The sequence below is a fragment of the uncultured Desulfovibrio sp. genome (genome assembly GCF_944324505.1).
GTDB lineage: Bacteria > Desulfobacterota > Desulfovibrionia > Desulfovibrionales > Desulfovibrionaceae > Desulfovibrio.
Map to the genome: position 1 here is coordinate 24861 of NZ_CALUWO010000003.1, position 14815 is coordinate 39675.

General features: G+C 63.6%; 13 protein-coding genes and 1 other RNA gene. 2 read left to right on the plus strand and 12 right to left on the minus strand.

What is annotated here, in order from left to right; genetic code table 11:
• Positions 1-175 precede the first annotated feature (175 nt).
• From Q0J57_RS04460 to Q0J57_RS04480, 5 genes are all read right to left on the minus strand, one after another.
• Positions 176-691, minus strand: a complete 516-nt coding sequence (locus Q0J57_RS04460) for a CarD family transcriptional regulator (RefSeq protein WP_297217500.1) — start codon at positions 689-691, stop codon at positions 176-178.
• A gap of 195 nt (positions 692-886) precedes the next feature.
• Positions 887-1114, minus strand: coding sequence for a hypothetical protein (locus Q0J57_RS04465; RefSeq protein ID WP_297217502.1), 228 nt, complete (start codon positions 1112-1114; stop codon positions 887-889).
• Position 1115: 1 nt separating this feature from the next.
• Positions 1116-1730 (minus strand): GDSL-type esterase/lipase family protein, encoded by a 615-nt coding sequence (locus tag Q0J57_RS04470; protein WP_297217504.1) that lies wholly within the window; start codon positions 1728-1730, stop codon positions 1116-1118.
• A gap of 248 nt (positions 1731-1978) precedes the next feature.
• On the minus strand, positions 1979-4609 hold the full coding sequence (locus Q0J57_RS04475) for a TIGR03960 family B12-binding radical SAM protein (RefSeq protein WP_297217506.1): 2631 nt from the start codon (positions 4607-4609) through the stop codon (positions 1979-1981).
• A 132-nt stretch (positions 4610-4741) separates the two neighbouring features.
• Positions 4742-5086, minus strand: a complete 345-nt coding sequence (locus tag Q0J57_RS04480; protein ID WP_297217508.1) for a hypothetical protein — start codon at positions 5084-5086, stop codon at positions 4742-4744.
• 151 nt (positions 5087-5237) lie between these two features.
• Here Q0J57_RS04480 and rnc point away from each other — a divergent pair, with 151 nt between their 5' ends.
• Positions 5238-5975 (plus strand): ribonuclease III, encoded by a 738-nt coding sequence (gene rnc / locus Q0J57_RS04485; RefSeq protein ID WP_297217510.1) that lies wholly within the window; start codon positions 5238-5240, stop codon positions 5973-5975.
• A gap of 78 nt (positions 5976-6053) precedes the next feature.
• Here rnc and dtd read toward each other — a convergent pair whose 3' ends face one another.
• The 7 genes from dtd to Q0J57_RS04520 all read right to left on the minus strand — a co-directional run bounded on the left by dtd (position 6054) and on the right by Q0J57_RS04520 (position 12815).
• Positions 6054-6542: a D-aminoacyl-tRNA deacylase gene (gene dtd, locus Q0J57_RS04490; RefSeq protein WP_297217512.1), complete on the minus strand. Its 489-nt coding sequence runs from the start codon at positions 6540-6542 to the stop codon at positions 6054-6056.
• 1 nt (position 6543) lies between these two features.
• The gene (locus Q0J57_RS04495; protein ID WP_297217513.1) at positions 6544-8277 is read right to left on the minus strand and encodes a long-chain fatty acid--CoA ligase; all 1734 of its coding nucleotides are present in this window, start codon (positions 8275-8277) and stop codon (positions 6544-6546) included.
• A gap of 10 nt (positions 8278-8287) precedes the next feature.
• Positions 8288-9652: a 2-C-methyl-D-erythritol 4-phosphate cytidylyltransferase gene (ispD, locus tag Q0J57_RS04500; protein WP_297217515.1), complete on the minus strand. Its 1365-nt coding sequence runs from the start codon at positions 9650-9652 to the stop codon at positions 8288-8290.
• Between the two features lie 26 nt (positions 9653-9678).
• Positions 9679-10032, minus strand: an RNA gene (rnpB, locus tag Q0J57_RS04505) — RNase P RNA component class A.
• 112 nt (positions 10033-10144) lie between these two features.
• Positions 10145-10921: a C4-type zinc ribbon domain-containing protein gene (locus Q0J57_RS04510; protein ID WP_297217517.1), complete on the minus strand. Its 777-nt coding sequence runs from the start codon at positions 10919-10921 to the stop codon at positions 10145-10147.
• 28 nt (positions 10922-10949) lie between these two features.
• On the minus strand, positions 10950-11765 hold the full coding sequence (locus tag Q0J57_RS04515; RefSeq protein ID WP_297217519.1) for a Nif3-like dinuclear metal center hexameric protein: 816 nt from the start codon (positions 11763-11765) through the stop codon (positions 10950-10952).
• A gap of 240 nt (positions 11766-12005) precedes the next feature.
• A complete protein-coding gene (locus tag Q0J57_RS04520; protein WP_297217521.1) occupies positions 12006-12815 on the minus strand; it encodes a phosphoribosylformylglycinamidine synthase subunit PurQ in 810 nt (269 codons plus the stop codon).
• 185 nt (positions 12816-13000) lie between these two features.
• On the opposite strand from Q0J57_RS04520, the gene Q0J57_RS04525 reads away from it, so the two are divergent.
• On the plus strand, positions 13001-14641 hold the full coding sequence (locus Q0J57_RS04525) for a CTP synthase (protein ID WP_297217524.1): 1641 nt from the start codon (positions 13001-13003) through the stop codon (positions 14639-14641).
• Positions 14642-14815: the final 174 nt, after the last annotated feature.

Here is a 14815-nt window from a genome sequence, read left to right on the forward strand (position 1 = left end):
AGGGAAAACGAAAAGATGTGTGCCTTGCGATTAGCCCAAGTTGTTTCCCATTGCAAGAAAAAAATGAGTATTTGTCCAGACCTGGGCACAGAGGGAGTGTGGCGGGGAGGAAGAGCCGTCTTCCCTGACAGGGAAGCGGAAGGCGGGAAACGGGCAAGATGAACAGCGGGCCTGCCTAGCAGGCCTCGGCCTCCGGCGCCGGCGGCGGGGCATAGCATGCCAGCAGCTCATCGCGCAGCGCCTGTTCGTCCACATGCAGCACTTCGGCAAGCTCGCCGGTCACAAGGCTCATGGCCTGTTCCAGAAGACGACGCTCACCAAAGGAGAGTTCCTTGTTGCGGCTGATGAGCAGAAGCTCGCGCAGCACTTCGGCCACCACGGAGAGATCGGGATTCTTGAGACGTTCCGAATATTCGCGGAAGCGGCGGTTCCAGTTCTGTCCGGTATGGATGGTGCGCTCCGTCTCTGTAAGCAGGGAATTGCGGATACGTGCGGCCGTTGCTGCCGGCACAAGAGGACGCAGGCCCACATGATCCGCATTGGAAACAGGGACCATGAGGATGATATTGTTGGAACGAATGCGCACGATATAGAGTTCGCACGCAGCACCACCGATCTGCTGGCTGTCGATACGTTCGATCTGCCCGACACCCTGCGCAGGATATACGACGAGATTGCCGGCTGCAAACATGGCACTATCCATTTTCCGGTTTTGACGAGGGAGCACAAGGAAAAAAGAAAGGGGGGATTGAACTTCCCCACTGTTAAAAAAATATATGTGCTTTTGGAACGAGAGTCCAGTAAAAAAATTTTTTCCCGCAGAGCGCGCCATACAAAAGGGCGGCCCGCAGGGGACCGCCCGTAACGTGGCAGCAGCAGAGGCGCGCTATTTTACCGGCGCGGCGTACAGGCTGCGGGTATGCCGCAGACGCAGTTCCTCCACGATGAGCTGTTCGTATTCCGGCGCCAGGGGAACGTTTGTGCGCAGCTGCTGATGGAGCATGAGGGCCAGCTGCTGCGTTTCTTCCCACACTTCCAGTAGTTCGTCGTCTTCCAGCATCTTGACCTTGCTGGCAAAGGGCATGTCGTCATCAAAGGGAATGCAGGAAGCCATACTAGTCCTTTGCTCCCAGGAAGGCACGCACCTGCGGCAGGGCAAAAAGGCGTTCGGCCATGAAGGCGCAGCCTTCGGGGGCGGCGTGGGTGCCGTCACGCAGGCTGTTCATGTACACGTCCGAGGTGCGCAGCTCTGTATAGATATCTGCCCAGGCCAGGCCCTTTTGAGCGCACATGGCACCATAGGCGGCATTGAGGGCCTCGATGCGGGTACGGACTTCGGCATTGGCCACCGGGGGCACGCTGATGAGCAGCACCGGCGCCAGGGCCGCGGCCTCGTCCAGCATGTCCGCCATGGCGGCGCACACTTCGGAAACGGCTTTGCCGTCAGCGGGCACCATGTCCACCACGCCGGCGCAGAAGGCCACGTGCGGGACGATGCCGGGCAGCTGCCGGGCATCCCATTCCTGTTTCCAGCGCGCCTTCACGTCAAACACCGTATGCCGGCGCACGCCCAGATTGTAGAACGTGGCCGGCGGCAGGGCATAGAAGCCCGCCCGGCTGCCCATGAGGGCCAGGCGGCCCACCCAGCCGCCCTGCATGCTGTCGTCATTGACGGCCAGCGTCAGCGAGTCACCGTAAAAGAACCATGTTTCCGTCATGGTGCGCGACATGGCATTCCTCCCGGGAATGTGCATGGCCCTGACAGGCAGGGCCGTTGACGGGGCCGGCCCGGTCAGGGCCTGTCCCCAGGAAAGTGCCCGCAGCGCAGGAGGCCGCGGGCGGGGGTCTTCATGAGCAGACGCAGCTGCGGTCCGTCATGGCAACGTCGTGCCCGGCAGACCGGGACGCCCGTGCAGGGCGGCCGCAGCCCAGGACATGGCCCCTTCACCGCACGTGTACGGCCGCCTGCGGCACAGGATCAGGGTCTGGCCGGGACCGCACCGGGCGCGAGAAAATGCTGTTCCGTCTTGAGCAGATGCAGGGCTGGGCGCAAAACATCCGCCTGCCCCAGGGGCGCAAGCAGCTCCAGACAGAACAGGAGGGGCGAGAGATACATGCTAGACCAGTCCAGCAGGAAAGTCACGGTCTGGTCTGCCCGGGTCCATTCCCGCAGCAGGGGACGGATATCGGCCGTGCGCGGGCCTTTCTTGGTGTCACGGGTAAAGACATGCGTCGTTTCCGCCGCAAAGGCGGCAAAGGCCCGTTCCAGAGCAGCGCCGTCCTGTCCGTCCACCCGCAGCTGAAAGCGCTCGGCCACGGACTGTTCCGTGCGGTGCTGCTTGTCCACGGGTTCCAGATACAGGATATCCATGCCGCTGGGCATGACAGGGGCAAGGCGCCTGGTCACTTCGGCGGCATCCAGTGCTTCGCGCAGGCTCAGGGCAAACCATTCGGCCCGGCTTTCCACGCCCACGGGCAGGGCACGGCCAAAACTCATGAGCGGCAGGGGGTGAAAGCCCTGGGAAAAGCTCATGGGCAGCCGGGCGCGGCGCAGGGCGCGTTCCAGCATGGCCTGCATTTCCAGCTGGCTGAGATAGGCGCTGCCGCCCAGCTTGCTGTGCCAGATGCGGTACTGCACGGCCTTGACGGCCAGTTCCGGCGCAATCTGCGGCGGTTTTTTGTGCAGCTCCTGACAGACAATGCGTCCTTCCGCATCCCGGTGCGGCTCGTGGGCGCTCTGGTCCCGCTGCGGAAACACAAGGCGGTTGCGGTGCAGGGGGCCGTCATCCGTCGGGGCGCTGCAATGGGGCAGGCGCGAGGCAAAGGCCTTGGTATCGCAGGCGCCGCAGGCCCGGCAGGCGCCGTAGCGGCAGTCTTCCGTCACCTTGGCGGCCTGGGCACGCTGCCATTCCCGCAGCAGAAACTCGCGGGAAATGCCCGCTTCCAGATGATCCCAGGGCAGGGGCGCATCAATTTCCCGTGCGGCAATGCAGGCATTGGCATCGATGCCGCATTCCTCCAGGGCTTCCAGCCACGGCTCAAGCCGGAATTCCTCCACCCAGCTGGTAAAGAGGGCATCCTTGCGGTAGGCCCGTTCCACCACATCGGCCATTTCGCGTCCGGCGCGGGACAGCACGCCCTCCAGATGGCTCATGGCCGGCTCATGCCAGCGCAGCTTGAGGAATTTCTGCCCCTTGAAGGCATTGCGCACCAGGCGCACGCGGCGTTCGATTTCGTCCATGCTGATCTGCTCCACCCACTGAAAGGGGGTGAAGGGCTTGGGCACAAAGGGAGACAGGGCGGCCGTGACCTGCAAGCGGGGATTGCCGCGCCCGGCCGCGTCCCGCACCTTGCGGCAGAGGTCGGCAATGGCCAGCAGGTCTGCATCGTCTTCCGTGGGCAGACCGATCATGAAATAGAGCTTGACCTGGCGCCAGCCGTATTCCAGCAGCTTCTGCACATGCAGCAGTATCTGTTCCTCGGTGATTCCCTTGTTGATGACATCGCGCAGGCGCTGGCTGCCGGCTTCCGGGGCCAGGGTACAGCCCGTGCGACGGATGTCCGCCATGCGGCGCATGATGTCGTCATCAATGGAACCGACGCGCAGCGAGGGCAGGGAAAGACTGACCTGCTCGTGCACGCAGCGGTCCAGGACCCTGTTGGACAGGGTCTTCAGAGCGGAAAAGTCGCCGGTGGACAGGGAAAGAAAGGAAATTTCGTCAAAGCCCGTCTGGTCCAGACAGTCTTGCAGCAGGCGGGTGATGGTGTCCAGGGAGCGTTCCCGCACAGGGCGGTAGACCATGCCCGCATGACAGAAACGGCAGCCCCGGGTACATCCGCGCGCAATTTCCAGCGACAGCCGGTTGTGCACGGCCCCCACGGGCACCACCTGCGCGGTGGGATAGGGCGCCGTATTGAGATCCGCCACGATGCGCCGGGCAGGGCGCGTATAGTCGGCAAAACGCGGGGCCAGGCTGCCGTCCGCCTGCGGGATGAAGAAGGACGGCACGTAAATGCCCGGAATGTGGCGGGCTTCTTCAAGATAGCGGCTGCGGCCCCAGCCGTGCTCCTTGGCCTTTTCCAGCAGCTCCAGGACATCCACCAGGGTTTCTTCGCCGTCGCCCAGCACAAAGAAATCCAGGAAGGGGGCAAGGGGTTCTGCGCTGAGCAGGGCGCCACCTCCCGCAAAGACCAGGGGGCAGGCCGCAAGGTCATCCGGCCTGTCTGCTGTGCGCAGGGGAATGTCCGCCAGATCAAGCATGTAAAGAATATTGGTGTAGCACAGCTCGTTGGTGACGGAAAAGGAAACGCAGTCAGCCTGCTTCAGGGGCAGCCCGGATTCCAGGGTGCAGAGGGGCGCCCCATGGCGGCGCAGCAGCATGCCGGACTCCCTGTCCGGCGCCATGACGCGCTCGGCCCACCACTGCGGGCGGGCATTGACAATGCCGTAGAGAATCTTCTGGCCGAGGTAGGACATGCCCACATCGTAGGTATCAGGAAAGGCCAGCGCCACGCGCAGGCGGACATCCCGGGGAGACTTGCGGCAGGCGCCCTCCTCGATGCCCACATAGCGGCTGGGGCGCGGCAGCAGGGGAAGCAGATTTTGCATGCGATATCCGTGGGGAGAAAAAAAGGGCGGCCGCCAAGCCGCCCGGAAAAACAGCGCTCGTCCAGAGACGGGCAGAAAGCGGACGCCCCCCGGCGGGGCATCCGCGCCGGCAACAGGGCCGGCGGCGGAAGACTACGGGGTCACCAGACCACCGGAGGTGGGCATGCCGTCGGGGCCGCCGAAGCGCAGCTTGCCCAGACCGCCGGCCACGGTGAGATTGGTGGTGGCCTCGATGTACTTGTCCTGCATTTCCTTGGGCGTATCCTTGTAGCGATACAGGAAGTGCTTGCCTTCGATGACGCCTTCGAAATTGGATTCAAAGGGGTAGCCGTAGGGCAGAATCATCATCTGCATGCCCTGCTGGGTGGGCAGGGTCTGGATGATGGCCGCATCGGTAAGGCAGTCCTTTTCAGCATCATATTTGCCAATGACCAGTTCGCCGGTCACCAGTTTCATCAGTCGGATTTCGTAGGCCATAAGCTCTCCTCGGAATACAGCGGCATGGGCAGCAGGCTTCCGCCGCTTTTTTATGTTACGCTGATAGGCACAGAAGCGCCATGTGTCAAGCCGTTTCTTCTGTGGTGGCAGGCCGCTTGCCAGCCGTCGGTCCTTGGCGTACCGTGCATGCATGAAACAGAGCACCCCCGATTTGCCGGACAGTGCGGCGCTGCGGCGCCTGGAAGACGCCCTGGGCTACCATTTTCGCAATGTGCAGCTGCTGCATCTGGCCCTGACGCACAGCTCCTGGGCCAATGAGCGCGGCGCCGGCCAGCGGCATAACGAACGCCTGGAATTTCTGGGCGATGCCGTGCTGGAACTGGCCGTTTCCAAGGAACTTTTCGAACGTTTCCACGATCTGCGCGAGGGGGAACTGACGCGCCTGCGCTCCCAGCTGGTGAGTACCACCAGCCTGGCGGAGCGCGCCCGCGAGCTGGGCATCCGCGAGCTGCTTCTGCTCGGACGGGGCGAGGAGCAGCAGGGAGGCCGCCAGCGGGATACCGTGCTCAGTGACGCCTTTGAGGCCGTGCTGGCCGCCGTCTACGAGGATGGCGGCTTTGCGGCGGCCCAGCAGTGCGTGGGGCGCATCTTTGCCGGCCTCTGGCCCTGCGGGCAGCATGCCCCTGCCCACAAGGACTACAAGACCCGCCTGCAGGAAGTGACCCAGCAGCGCTACCGCCAGCGGCCCGTCTATCGTCTGGTGAACAGCCGGGGACCCGAGCATGCCAAGGTTTTTGACGTGGCCGTGATGCTTCCTGACGGTCGGGAAATTGCGGCCAGCGGCACCAGCTGCAAGAAAGCCGAGCAGGAGGCGGCCCGTCTGGCCCTGCTGGCCTGCGAGGTGCCGGACGAAACCGCGTCGCAGTAATGCCTGACGGCCGGGCTGGTTCCGGGCGCGGCTGCCCGTGATGCCGGCGGTGCGGTGCGTCAGGCCGGTGCCGAAGGTTCAGCGCTGCTGGCTGAAAAGCTCGTCGGAGTCCAGCAGGATGGTCACCGGCCCCCAGTTGCAGAGTGAAACGCGCATGTCGGCGCCGAACTGTCCGCAGCCCAGCCTGCCGGGAAAAATGCGGCGCACTTCTGCGACAAAGCTGTCAAACAGGGATGCCGCATGGGCTGGTGCGGCGGCTCCCGTGAAATCGGGGCGGCGTCCCCGCCGGCAGCCGGCATAGAGGGTAAACTGCGGGACCAGCAGAATGCTGCCGCCGGCGTCCTGCACGGAGCAGTGCATCTTGTCGGCATAGTCGCCCTCGCCGGGAAAGATGCGCAGTTCCACCAGCTTGCGGGCCATGCCGGCAAAGGCCGGCGACTGCTGAAAGCGGGGGCCGTCTCCCTGGCCAAAACCCACCAGCACCAGCAGACCGGTGCCCACATGGGCAATGTTGTGGCCGTCCACGCTGACAGAGGCCTCGAGCACGCGCTGGAGCAGCAGGCGCATGTCAGGCCCTGTTCCCTTCGGCATGGTGGCCGGCTTTGCCCTTGCGCTCATGGCGGGCCGCCATTCCGGCTTCTTCCCCGTCGCGCAGCTCGCGGCGCAAAATCTTGCCAATGGCGGATTTGGGCAGTTCCTCGCGGAATTCCACAAGACGCGGCACCTTGTAGTTGGCCAGCTTGCTGCGGCACCAGCTGATGATGTCGCCCTTGTCCGGAGAGGTGCCGGGCTGGGGCACCACGAAGCATTTGAGCACTTCGCCGCGCAGCGGATCCTTGAGGCCCACGCAGACCGTTTCATGCACCTGGGGATGCTCGAGGATGATTTCCTCCACCTCACGCGGATACACATTGTAGCCGCCCACCAGCACCAGGTCCTTCTTGCGATCCACAATGTAGAAAAAGCCGTCTTCATCCATGGTGGCCATGTCGCCCGTATGCAGCCAGCCGTCTTTGAGGGCGGCCGCCGTATCTTCCGGGCGGTTCCAGTAGCCGTGCATAACCTGCGGGCCGCGGATGAGCAGTTCGCCCACTTCATGGGGGGGGAGCGGTTCCATGCTGTCATCGGCCACGATCATGGCATCCGTGCCGGGCATGGGCATGCCGATGGAGCCGTCCTTCTGGCGCTCATAGTCCAGCGGATTGAGGTGGGTGATGGGGGAGGCTTCCGTCAGGCCGTAGCCCTCCAGCAGGGAGGCGCCGGTCAGCTCGTGGAACTGGCGGCGCAGCTCGTGCGGCAGGGGGGCGGACCCCGAAATGCAGAGCAGGATGCTCTTGAGATCGAATTGCGCAAGGTTCTTCTGCTGGAGCAGCGAGGCATAGACCGAGGGCGCTCCGGGGAAGATGGTGGGTTTGTATTTGTCGATGAGGTGCAGCACATCCTGCGGCACATAGCGCGGCAGGGGCAGGGTGGTGGCGGCCAGCATGGCGGGCAGGGTCAGGCCCAGGCAGAGGCCGTAGACGTGAAAGAAAGGCAGCAGCCCCACAATGCTGTGCTTCATGTGCCGGAGGTCGCGGATGACTTCCCGTACCTGCAGGGCATTGGCGCCAAGATTGCCGTGGGTCAGGGGAACGCCCTTGGGCAGGCCCGTGGTGCCGCCGGTATACTGGAGCAGGGCGGTGGTATCCTGGGGATTGTCAAGGGTGCAGGAATAGGGCTGCCCGCCGCGGCGGAAATGGCGCCAGCTGATGACATGGTCATCATAGGGAATGCGGGGGGCATGGCGGTTGCGCAGCTCCTTGAGGCGGTAGAGCACATTAAGCGGAAAGGAAAGGGCATCGGCAATGCCGGTAACAATGAAATTCTGCACTGGCAGGCGGTCGCGCAGGGCACTGATGCGCGTCCAGAGCAGGTCCAGAAGCACCATGTGCCGCGGGCCGGCATCGTTGAGAATGGTCACCACTTCCGATTCCATATAGAGCGGATTGAGCATGACCGCCACGCCGCCGGCCTTGAGAATGGCCCAGAAGATAAGCATGGTCTGCGGCAGATTGGGCAGCATGACGGCCACCCGGTCGCCCGGCTGTACGCCCATCTGGCGCAGGCGGCCGGCCATTTTTTCCGCCTGGGTCTTGAGCTGGCGGTAGGTCAGAAGGGTGTTCTGAAAGCGCAGGGCAGGTCTGTCGGGAAAGCGCCGTGCCGCATCATCCAGAAAGGAAAACAGGGGACGCCCGTAGGGTTCCATGCGGGTTGCCACAGACGCATCATAGTGGGCCAGCCACGGCCGGGGAGCTTCGAGCATGCGCGCCTCACTACACATCGGAATTTCGGGGAAACGTGGCCAGTGCGCTGACCACGGCATAGGCCTTGATACCTTCTTCGCGCCCGGTGAAGCCCAGGCGCTCTTCGGTGGTGGCCTTCACATTGACCGCCGACGGGGACAGGCCCAGCAGGCGGGCAACATGGGTGCGTATTTCTTCCTTGTACGGGGCAAGGCGCGGCCGCTGCGCCACAATGGTCATGTCGGCATGGCAGAGCCGCAGACCGGCGGCGCGGCAGCGCTCCAGCACCCTGTCCAGCAAAAGGGCAGAGGAAACATTATCCAGCGCCGGATCGGCATCGGGGAAATGCTGGCCGATATCCCCCAGGCAGGCGCAGCCCAGCAGGGCATCCATGAGCGCATGCAGCAGCACGTCCCCGTCGGAGTGGGCCAGCACATGGGGCGCGTGGGGAATGGGCACGCCTCCCAGCTTCATGGGACGCGCGCCGGGGGCATCTGCGTCACTGGCGTAGCGGTGCACATCATAGCCCATGCCGGTGCGCGGTTCGGGCATATCCTGGGGCTGACGCAGCAGGGCCAGGTCTTCCGGTGTGGTAATCTTCATATTGGTCTTTTCTCCGGGCACGATGCGCACGGCATGCCCCAGCTGCTCCATGAGCATGGCATCGTCGGTGACAGGCAGGGCCTCCGGGCTGTCTGGGCGGCACAGGCGCCGGGCATGGGCTGCCTCCAGCGCCGGGCGAAGGAAGCCCTGCGGCGTCTGCACGGCCACAAGGCGGTGGCGGGGCAGGGTTTCGCATACCACATCCTTGTCCACCAGCTTGATGGTATCCGTGACCGGCAGGCCGGGCACAACGGCCGTGGCGCCTTCCTTCAGGGCCTGACAGACGGCATGCACCAGACGGGCGCTCAGAAAGGGGCGGGCCGCATCATGCACCAGAACGTGCTGCACCTGGGGCGGCACGGCCCGCAGACCGTTGAGGACGGAGTCGTGCCGTTCCGCGCCGCCGGCAACGGCCAGCCAGGGCAGGCCCAGTTCGCTGTGGGCATCCAGCCGGCGCAGTTCGTGCTGGCGTGCTTCCAGTTCCCCCGCCGGAAAGACAAAAACCAGTCCCTCCACAGCGGCGCTGCGGCTGAAGGTGAGCGCGCTGTGCCAGTACAGGGGCGCACCCTGCCAGAGCAGGAACTGTTTGGCCGTGCCGCCGGTGGCCTGCCCCATGCGGCGGCTGCTGCCGGCGGCCAGCACAAGCGCCCAGGGACGCCGGGCATCCGCCGGCGTGCGGAAGGCGGGGGCAGCCTGCTCCGGCTGCGCTGCCGGGGAGGACATGGCGGAGGAGGACGGTGCGCCGGCGTCGGAGGGACTGTCGCCGGACACAGAGAGCGGATTGCAGATCATGACGTGCCAGGGTTGCAATAAAAATACGCGGGAGCCGGCCTATAAGCCGGGTTCTGTCATGCGGCATGCCGCATGAGGCCACCATTCCTCTAGGAGTGCGGTTGCCCGCACCCTCAAGCAACCTACCCGGAAGGATGGGCCGGGCCAGCCTCCTTCCCTATTTGGTCTTGCTCCAGACGGGGTATGCCGAGCATGCCGTGTCACCACGGCATCTGGTAGGCTCTTACCCTACCGTTTCACCCTTACCACCAGCGTGGCGGTTTGCTTTCTGTGGCGCTGTCCGAAGGTCACCCTTCCTGGACGTTATCCAGCGTCCTGCCCTGTGGAGCCCGGACTTTCCTCCCCGGACATGTGTCCGCGGCGGTGGCCCGTCCGGCTCCCGCGTAGGAACCGGCGCCGAAAACGGCAGCCGGTTCGCAATGTTCGGAAAAGCCTGCGGCATGCGGCAGGGCGGCTCCTGCCGGCTTCCTGCCGCCGCTGCCCGGAGGCAAACTAGTCCACCAGGGTAGCGGGCTTTTGGGGGGCGGGCTGTTCCTCGGGAAAATCGAAATGCTCGTTCCAGAAGATGAGCCGCTGGCAGTTGGGGCAGCTCAGAATCTGCTGGCCGCGCTGCAATTCGATGAAGGCCTGCGGCGGAATGGCAATGTGGCAGCCGGAGCAGATGCCGTCCTTCACCGCCACGATGACCGGATGTTCCAGACGCTTGCGGATGAATTCATAGCGCACGAACACCGGATGCGGAATGGCATTGCTGGCCTCTTCGCGCTTGTGTTCCAGCTCTTCAAGGCGGGAGCGGGAAAGGGCCAGCTTTTCTTCCAGGCTGTCGCGGCGCACCTGCAACTCGGCCTCCAGGGCCGTGTGGGTGGTGTCGATTTCGGCCAGGCGTTCATTCTGCAGCTGCATTTCTTCCATGAGGGCCATCTTTTCCTCTTCGCGGGAACGATTGACCTTTTCCATATTGTCCATTTCGCGGACCATGGCATGGTATTCGCGGCTTTCGCTGACCTGCATGAACTTGTTCTTGCTTTTCTTGATGCGGGCGGCGTCATTGTCGATTTCAAAATCCAGACGCTTCTGCTGTTCCTGCAGATGGGTCAGCTTTTCCACCACGCGGTTGCGCTGGGCGCAGCTGGCATCATAGCGCTGCTGCAGGTCTTCCAGCTCACGCGGGGCGCGCTCCAGCTCCTGCCGCACGGCAAAGATGGCGTCATCCACTTTCTGCAGCTCCACAAGCTGACGGATCTGGTCAAGATAGACAGCCGTATTCATTGGTATCCTCCCAGGGGGAAAGGCGATCTTAAAAAGGGTTGGCGGCGCCGCCCAGGGGCCGCAGGGGCGAGACGGACGGCACAAAGAAGACGGTGAGGCCGGGCAGGCGCTGCTGCAGAAGCTGGCTCATGCGGCGCATCATTTCCTCTTCGAGGCTGTGATGCCCCACATCGGCCATGCAGATTGTCGCATCCAGTGCCGTATGGTACTTGACATCGCCGGTGATGTAGAATTCCACGCCGAGGGCGCGGGCCTCTTCCAGCAGGGACGAGCCTGATCCCGTGCAGTAGCCGATGCGGCGCACCGCATCCGGCTGCGGGCCGCACAGGGTCGCGGTGGAAAGATCGATCCAGCGGCTCAGCTGTTGCAGCACGCGGGCCGGCGGCATGGGCGCGGGCAGGTCTCCGGCCAGACCGTAGCCCAGCGGCAGACCGTCCTGGCCGGAGGGCGCCGGCTGGGCGGCAGCAGGCTCAATGACCGCCCGGCGGGTCAGGCCCAGCTCTTCGGCCACCCAGGCGGCCGGACCGGCGGTATTGACATCCAGCGAGGTGTGGCAGGCGTACAGGGGCACATCCTCGCGCAGCAGCAGGCGCAGCACCTCGTGATAGGCGTCCAGACGCCGCGGCAGACGGGGCGTGAGCAGCAGGGGATGGTGGCTCACGATACACTGTGCCCCGCGTTGCAGCGCGGCGGAAACGGAAGCAGGCGTGGGATCAAGGCAGACGACCAGGGTGGACACCGTGTCGCGGTGTGCGGCCACCTGAAGGCCGGAACAGTCCCAGGACGCTTGCGCCGCAGGCGGTGCGATTTTTTCTATGACATCAATAATTTCAGTAAGTTGCATGCGAAATCCACCAAATGAAAAGGCACTTTTTCCTGGCAGGGAAAAGTGCCTCATGCCGTGCTGAATGGTCATGCCCTGCCACGCAGATCATGTTCCCAGACGTGCTTGCACACAAGCAGCAGGTGCTCTTCATCTTTTCATACTAAAAAGAAGAGCCGTACCTGTCAAGGCAAAAGCCCCTGTCCGCTGTCGTCCTGTGCGCCCGGCGCATGGCGGACGGGCGGAAAGACGCCATGGCGGCTACTGGCCGCGCAGATAGCGCACGGCATTGACAAAAAGCATGGTGCCGGGCGTATCCAGCTCGCCCCGGGTCCAGGCGGGGTGATTGGTGACATGGTGGAAGGCTTCGGGGTGGGGCATGAGGCCGAGCACCCGTCCGGAGGGATCGGTCAGCCCCGCAATGCCCAGGGGCGAGCCATTGGGATTGAGCGGATATTCCATGGTGGGCTGCCCCGTGGCCGGATCAGCGTACTGCAGGGCGATGAGGTTTTCCTCCTGCAGGCGGCGCAGGGTGGGTTCGTCACGGGCAACCAGCTTGCCTTCGCCATGGCGCACGGGCATGCGCAGCAGGGAAAGATTGCGTGTGAAGACGCAGGGGCTGTGCGGATTGGGCAGCAGGCTGACCCAGCGGTCCTCGTAGCGGGCGGAATCATTGTGGCTCAGGGAAACCTGGCGTTCAAAGCGGGCATTGTCCAGCGCGGGCAGCACCCCCAGCTTGACCAGCAGCTGAAAGCCGTTGCAGATGCCCAGAATGAGCTTGCCGTCATTGATGAAGCGCGTCAGGCTTTCCAGCAGGGGCGTTCCGTCGGCATCCTTGAGGTAACGCCAGCGCATGCTGGCTGTCTGGGCCGCGCCCAGGTCATCGCCATCAAGAAAGCCGCCGGGAAAGACCAGAAAATGGTAGTCGTCCAGGCGCACCTTGGCCGCCACAATGTCCGAAAAGTGCACCACGTCGGCACGGTCGGCGCCGGCCAGACGTGCGGCGTGGGCCGTTTCAAGATGGGAATTGGTTCCATAGCCCGTGATGACAAGGGTGTTGACAGCGCCCATGCGCACAGCCTCCTTCATAGGCGAGTTGTCGCCAGCGGTGTAAAGGGAATTCACATTACGTTTTGTGCGCTGCGTAGTCAATGCTGGTCATGAAACCCCAAATAGGCTATACATGGCAGGATGAAGTGGTGCGGGGGGCGCGCACCGAGGCCGTAACGACAAGCCACTGCCCCGGGGAGAACAGTATGAAGACCAAGTATATTTTTGTGACAGGCGGTGTGCTTTCCTCGCTGGGCAAGGGCCTTGCGGCAGCCTCTCTCGGTGCCCTGCTGCAGACGCGCGGTCTTACGGTCACCATCCAGAAGCTGGACCCCTACATCAATGTGGACCCCGGCACCATGAACCCCTTTCAGCACGGTGAGGTCTTTGTCACCGATGACGGCGCCGAGACCGATCTGGACCTGGGCCACTACGAACGCTATCTCAACGTGCCCATGTCGCGCAAGAACAATACCACGTCCGGCGCCATCTACAATCATGTCATTGCCAAGGAGCGCCGCGGCGACTACCTGGGCGGCACGGTGCAGGTCATCCCGCATGTCACCGACGAGATCAAGAGCAAGATTCTTTCCCTGTCCGAAGGCGACGATGCGCCGGATGTGGCCATCATCGAGATTGGCGGCACGGTGGGCGATATCGAGGGCCTGCCCTTTCTGGAAGCCATCCGCCAGCTGCGTTCCGAGCTGGGCCGCGACAACTGCCTGAACATTCACCTGACGCTGGTGCCCTATCTCAAGGCGGCCGGCGAGCACAAGACCAAGCCCACCCAGCACAGCGTCAAGGAGCTGCTTTCCATCGGTATTCAGCCGGATATCATCCTCTGCCGCTGTGAACAGAGCATTCCGGTGGAGATGCGGCGCAAGATCGCGCTGTTCTGCAATGTGGATCAGGACGCCGTTTTCTGCTCCGTGGACGTGGCCAATATTTACGAGGTGCCCCTGCGCTTCTATGAGGAAGGCTTTGACCAGAAGGTGGCCATCATGCTGCGCCTGCCGGCCCGCAATGCCCACCTGGAAGCCTGGAAACAGCTGGTGCATGACTGCGCCAACCCCCAGGGCAAGGTGACCATCGCCATCGTGGGCAAGTACGTGGACCTCAAGGAGGCCTACAAGAGCCTGCACGAGGCGCTCATCCATGCCGGCATTGCCAATCACGTGGCGGTGGATCTGCGCTATGTCAATTCGGAAAACGTGGACGCCGGCAACTGTGCCGCCACCTTTGCGGGCTGCGACGGCATCCTCGTGCCCGGCGGCTTCGGCTATCGCGGCGTGGAGGGCAAGATCGAGGCCATCCGCTATGCCCGCGAGCAGAAGATTCCCTTTTTCGGCATTTGTCTGGGCATGCAGTGTGCCGTCATCGAGTTTGCCCGCCATGTGGCTGGCCTGGAAGATGCCAATTCCGAGGAATTCAATCCGCTGTCCGAACACAAGGTCATCTATCTCATGACCGAGTGGTACGACTTCCGCACCAAGCACCTGGAACGGCGCGATACCGGCAGCGACAAGGGCGGCACCATGCGCCTGGGCGCCTATCCGTGCAAGATTCTGCCCGGCACCTTTGCGGCAGCCGCCTACGGCAAGGAAATGGTGGAGGAACGCCATCGCCACCGCTATGAATTCAACAATGCCTTCCGCGACGTCCTGGCCCGGGGCGGCATGGTGTTCAGCGGCCTGGCTCCCGACGATTCCCTGGTGGAAATCGTGGAGCTGCCTGACCATCCGTGGTTTGTGGGCTGCCAGTTCCACCCCGAATTCAAGTCCCGTCCCATGGCCGCCCATCCGCTCTTCCGCGATTTCATCAGCGCGGCCAAGAAAAAGGCCGGCTAGCGTGACGTCTGACCAATGACCAGCGGCGGGGCGGGGCAGTTGCGTGACATGCGCAGCCCCGCCCCGCGTCGTATGGGCCAGGGGCCGGACACGTTCCGCCCCCGGCAGAAGTGACATTCCGGCATGCGCGCTGTCGGCCGGGCAGCGTTGGTGCGGTCAGCAATGGGGAGAAGG

What these genes read in the sequence shown, in the direction of transcription:
- Q0J57_RS04460 (WP_297217500.1), bottom strand. Translation starts at nt 691, where the DNA reads ATGTTTGCAGCCGGCAATCTCGTCGTATATCCTGCGCAGGGTGTCGGG.
- Q0J57_RS04475 (WP_297217506.1), bottom strand. Translation starts at nt 4,609, where the DNA reads ATGCAAAATCTGCTTCCCCTGCTGCCGCGCCCCAGCCGCTATGTGGGC.
- Q0J57_RS04525 (WP_297217524.1), top strand. Translation starts at nt 13,001, where the DNA reads ATGAAGACCAAGTATATTTTTGTGACAGGCGGTGTGCTTTCCTCGCTG.
- rnc (WP_297217510.1), top strand. Translation starts at nt 5,238, where the DNA reads ATGAAACAGAGCACCCCCGATTTGCCGGACAGTGCGGCGCTGCGGCGC.
- ispD (WP_297217515.1), bottom strand. Translation starts at nt 9,652, where the DNA reads ATGATCTGCAATCCGCTCTCTGTGTCCGGCGACAGTCCCTCCGACGCC.
- dtd (WP_297217512.1), bottom strand. Translation starts at nt 6,542, where the DNA reads ATGCGCCTGCTGCTCCAGCGCGTGCTCGAGGCCTCTGTCAGCGTGGAC.
- Q0J57_RS04495 (WP_297217513.1), bottom strand. Translation starts at nt 8,277, where the DNA reads ATGCTCGAAGCTCCCCGGCCGTGGCTGGCCCACTATGATGCGTCTGTG.
- Q0J57_RS04480 (WP_297217508.1), bottom strand. Translation starts at nt 5,086, where the DNA reads ATGGCCTACGAAATCCGACTGATGAAACTGGTGACCGGCGAACTGGTC.
- Q0J57_RS04470 (WP_297217504.1), bottom strand. Translation starts at nt 1,730, where the DNA reads ATGTCGCGCACCATGACGGAAACATGGTTCTTTTACGGTGACTCGCTG.
- Q0J57_RS04465 (WP_297217502.1), bottom strand. Translation starts at nt 1,114, where the DNA reads ATGGCTTCCTGCATTCCCTTTGATGACGACATGCCCTTTGCCAGCAAG.
- Q0J57_RS04515 (WP_297217519.1), bottom strand. Translation starts at nt 11,765, where the DNA reads ATGCAACTTACTGAAATTATTGATGTCATAGAAAAAATCGCACCGCCT.
- Q0J57_RS04510 (WP_297217517.1), bottom strand. Translation starts at nt 10,921, where the DNA reads ATGAATACGGCTGTCTATCTTGACCAGATCCGTCAGCTTGTGGAGCTG.
- Q0J57_RS04520 (WP_297217521.1), bottom strand. Translation starts at nt 12,815, where the DNA reads ATGGGCGCTGTCAACACCCTTGTCATCACGGGCTATGGAACCAATTCC.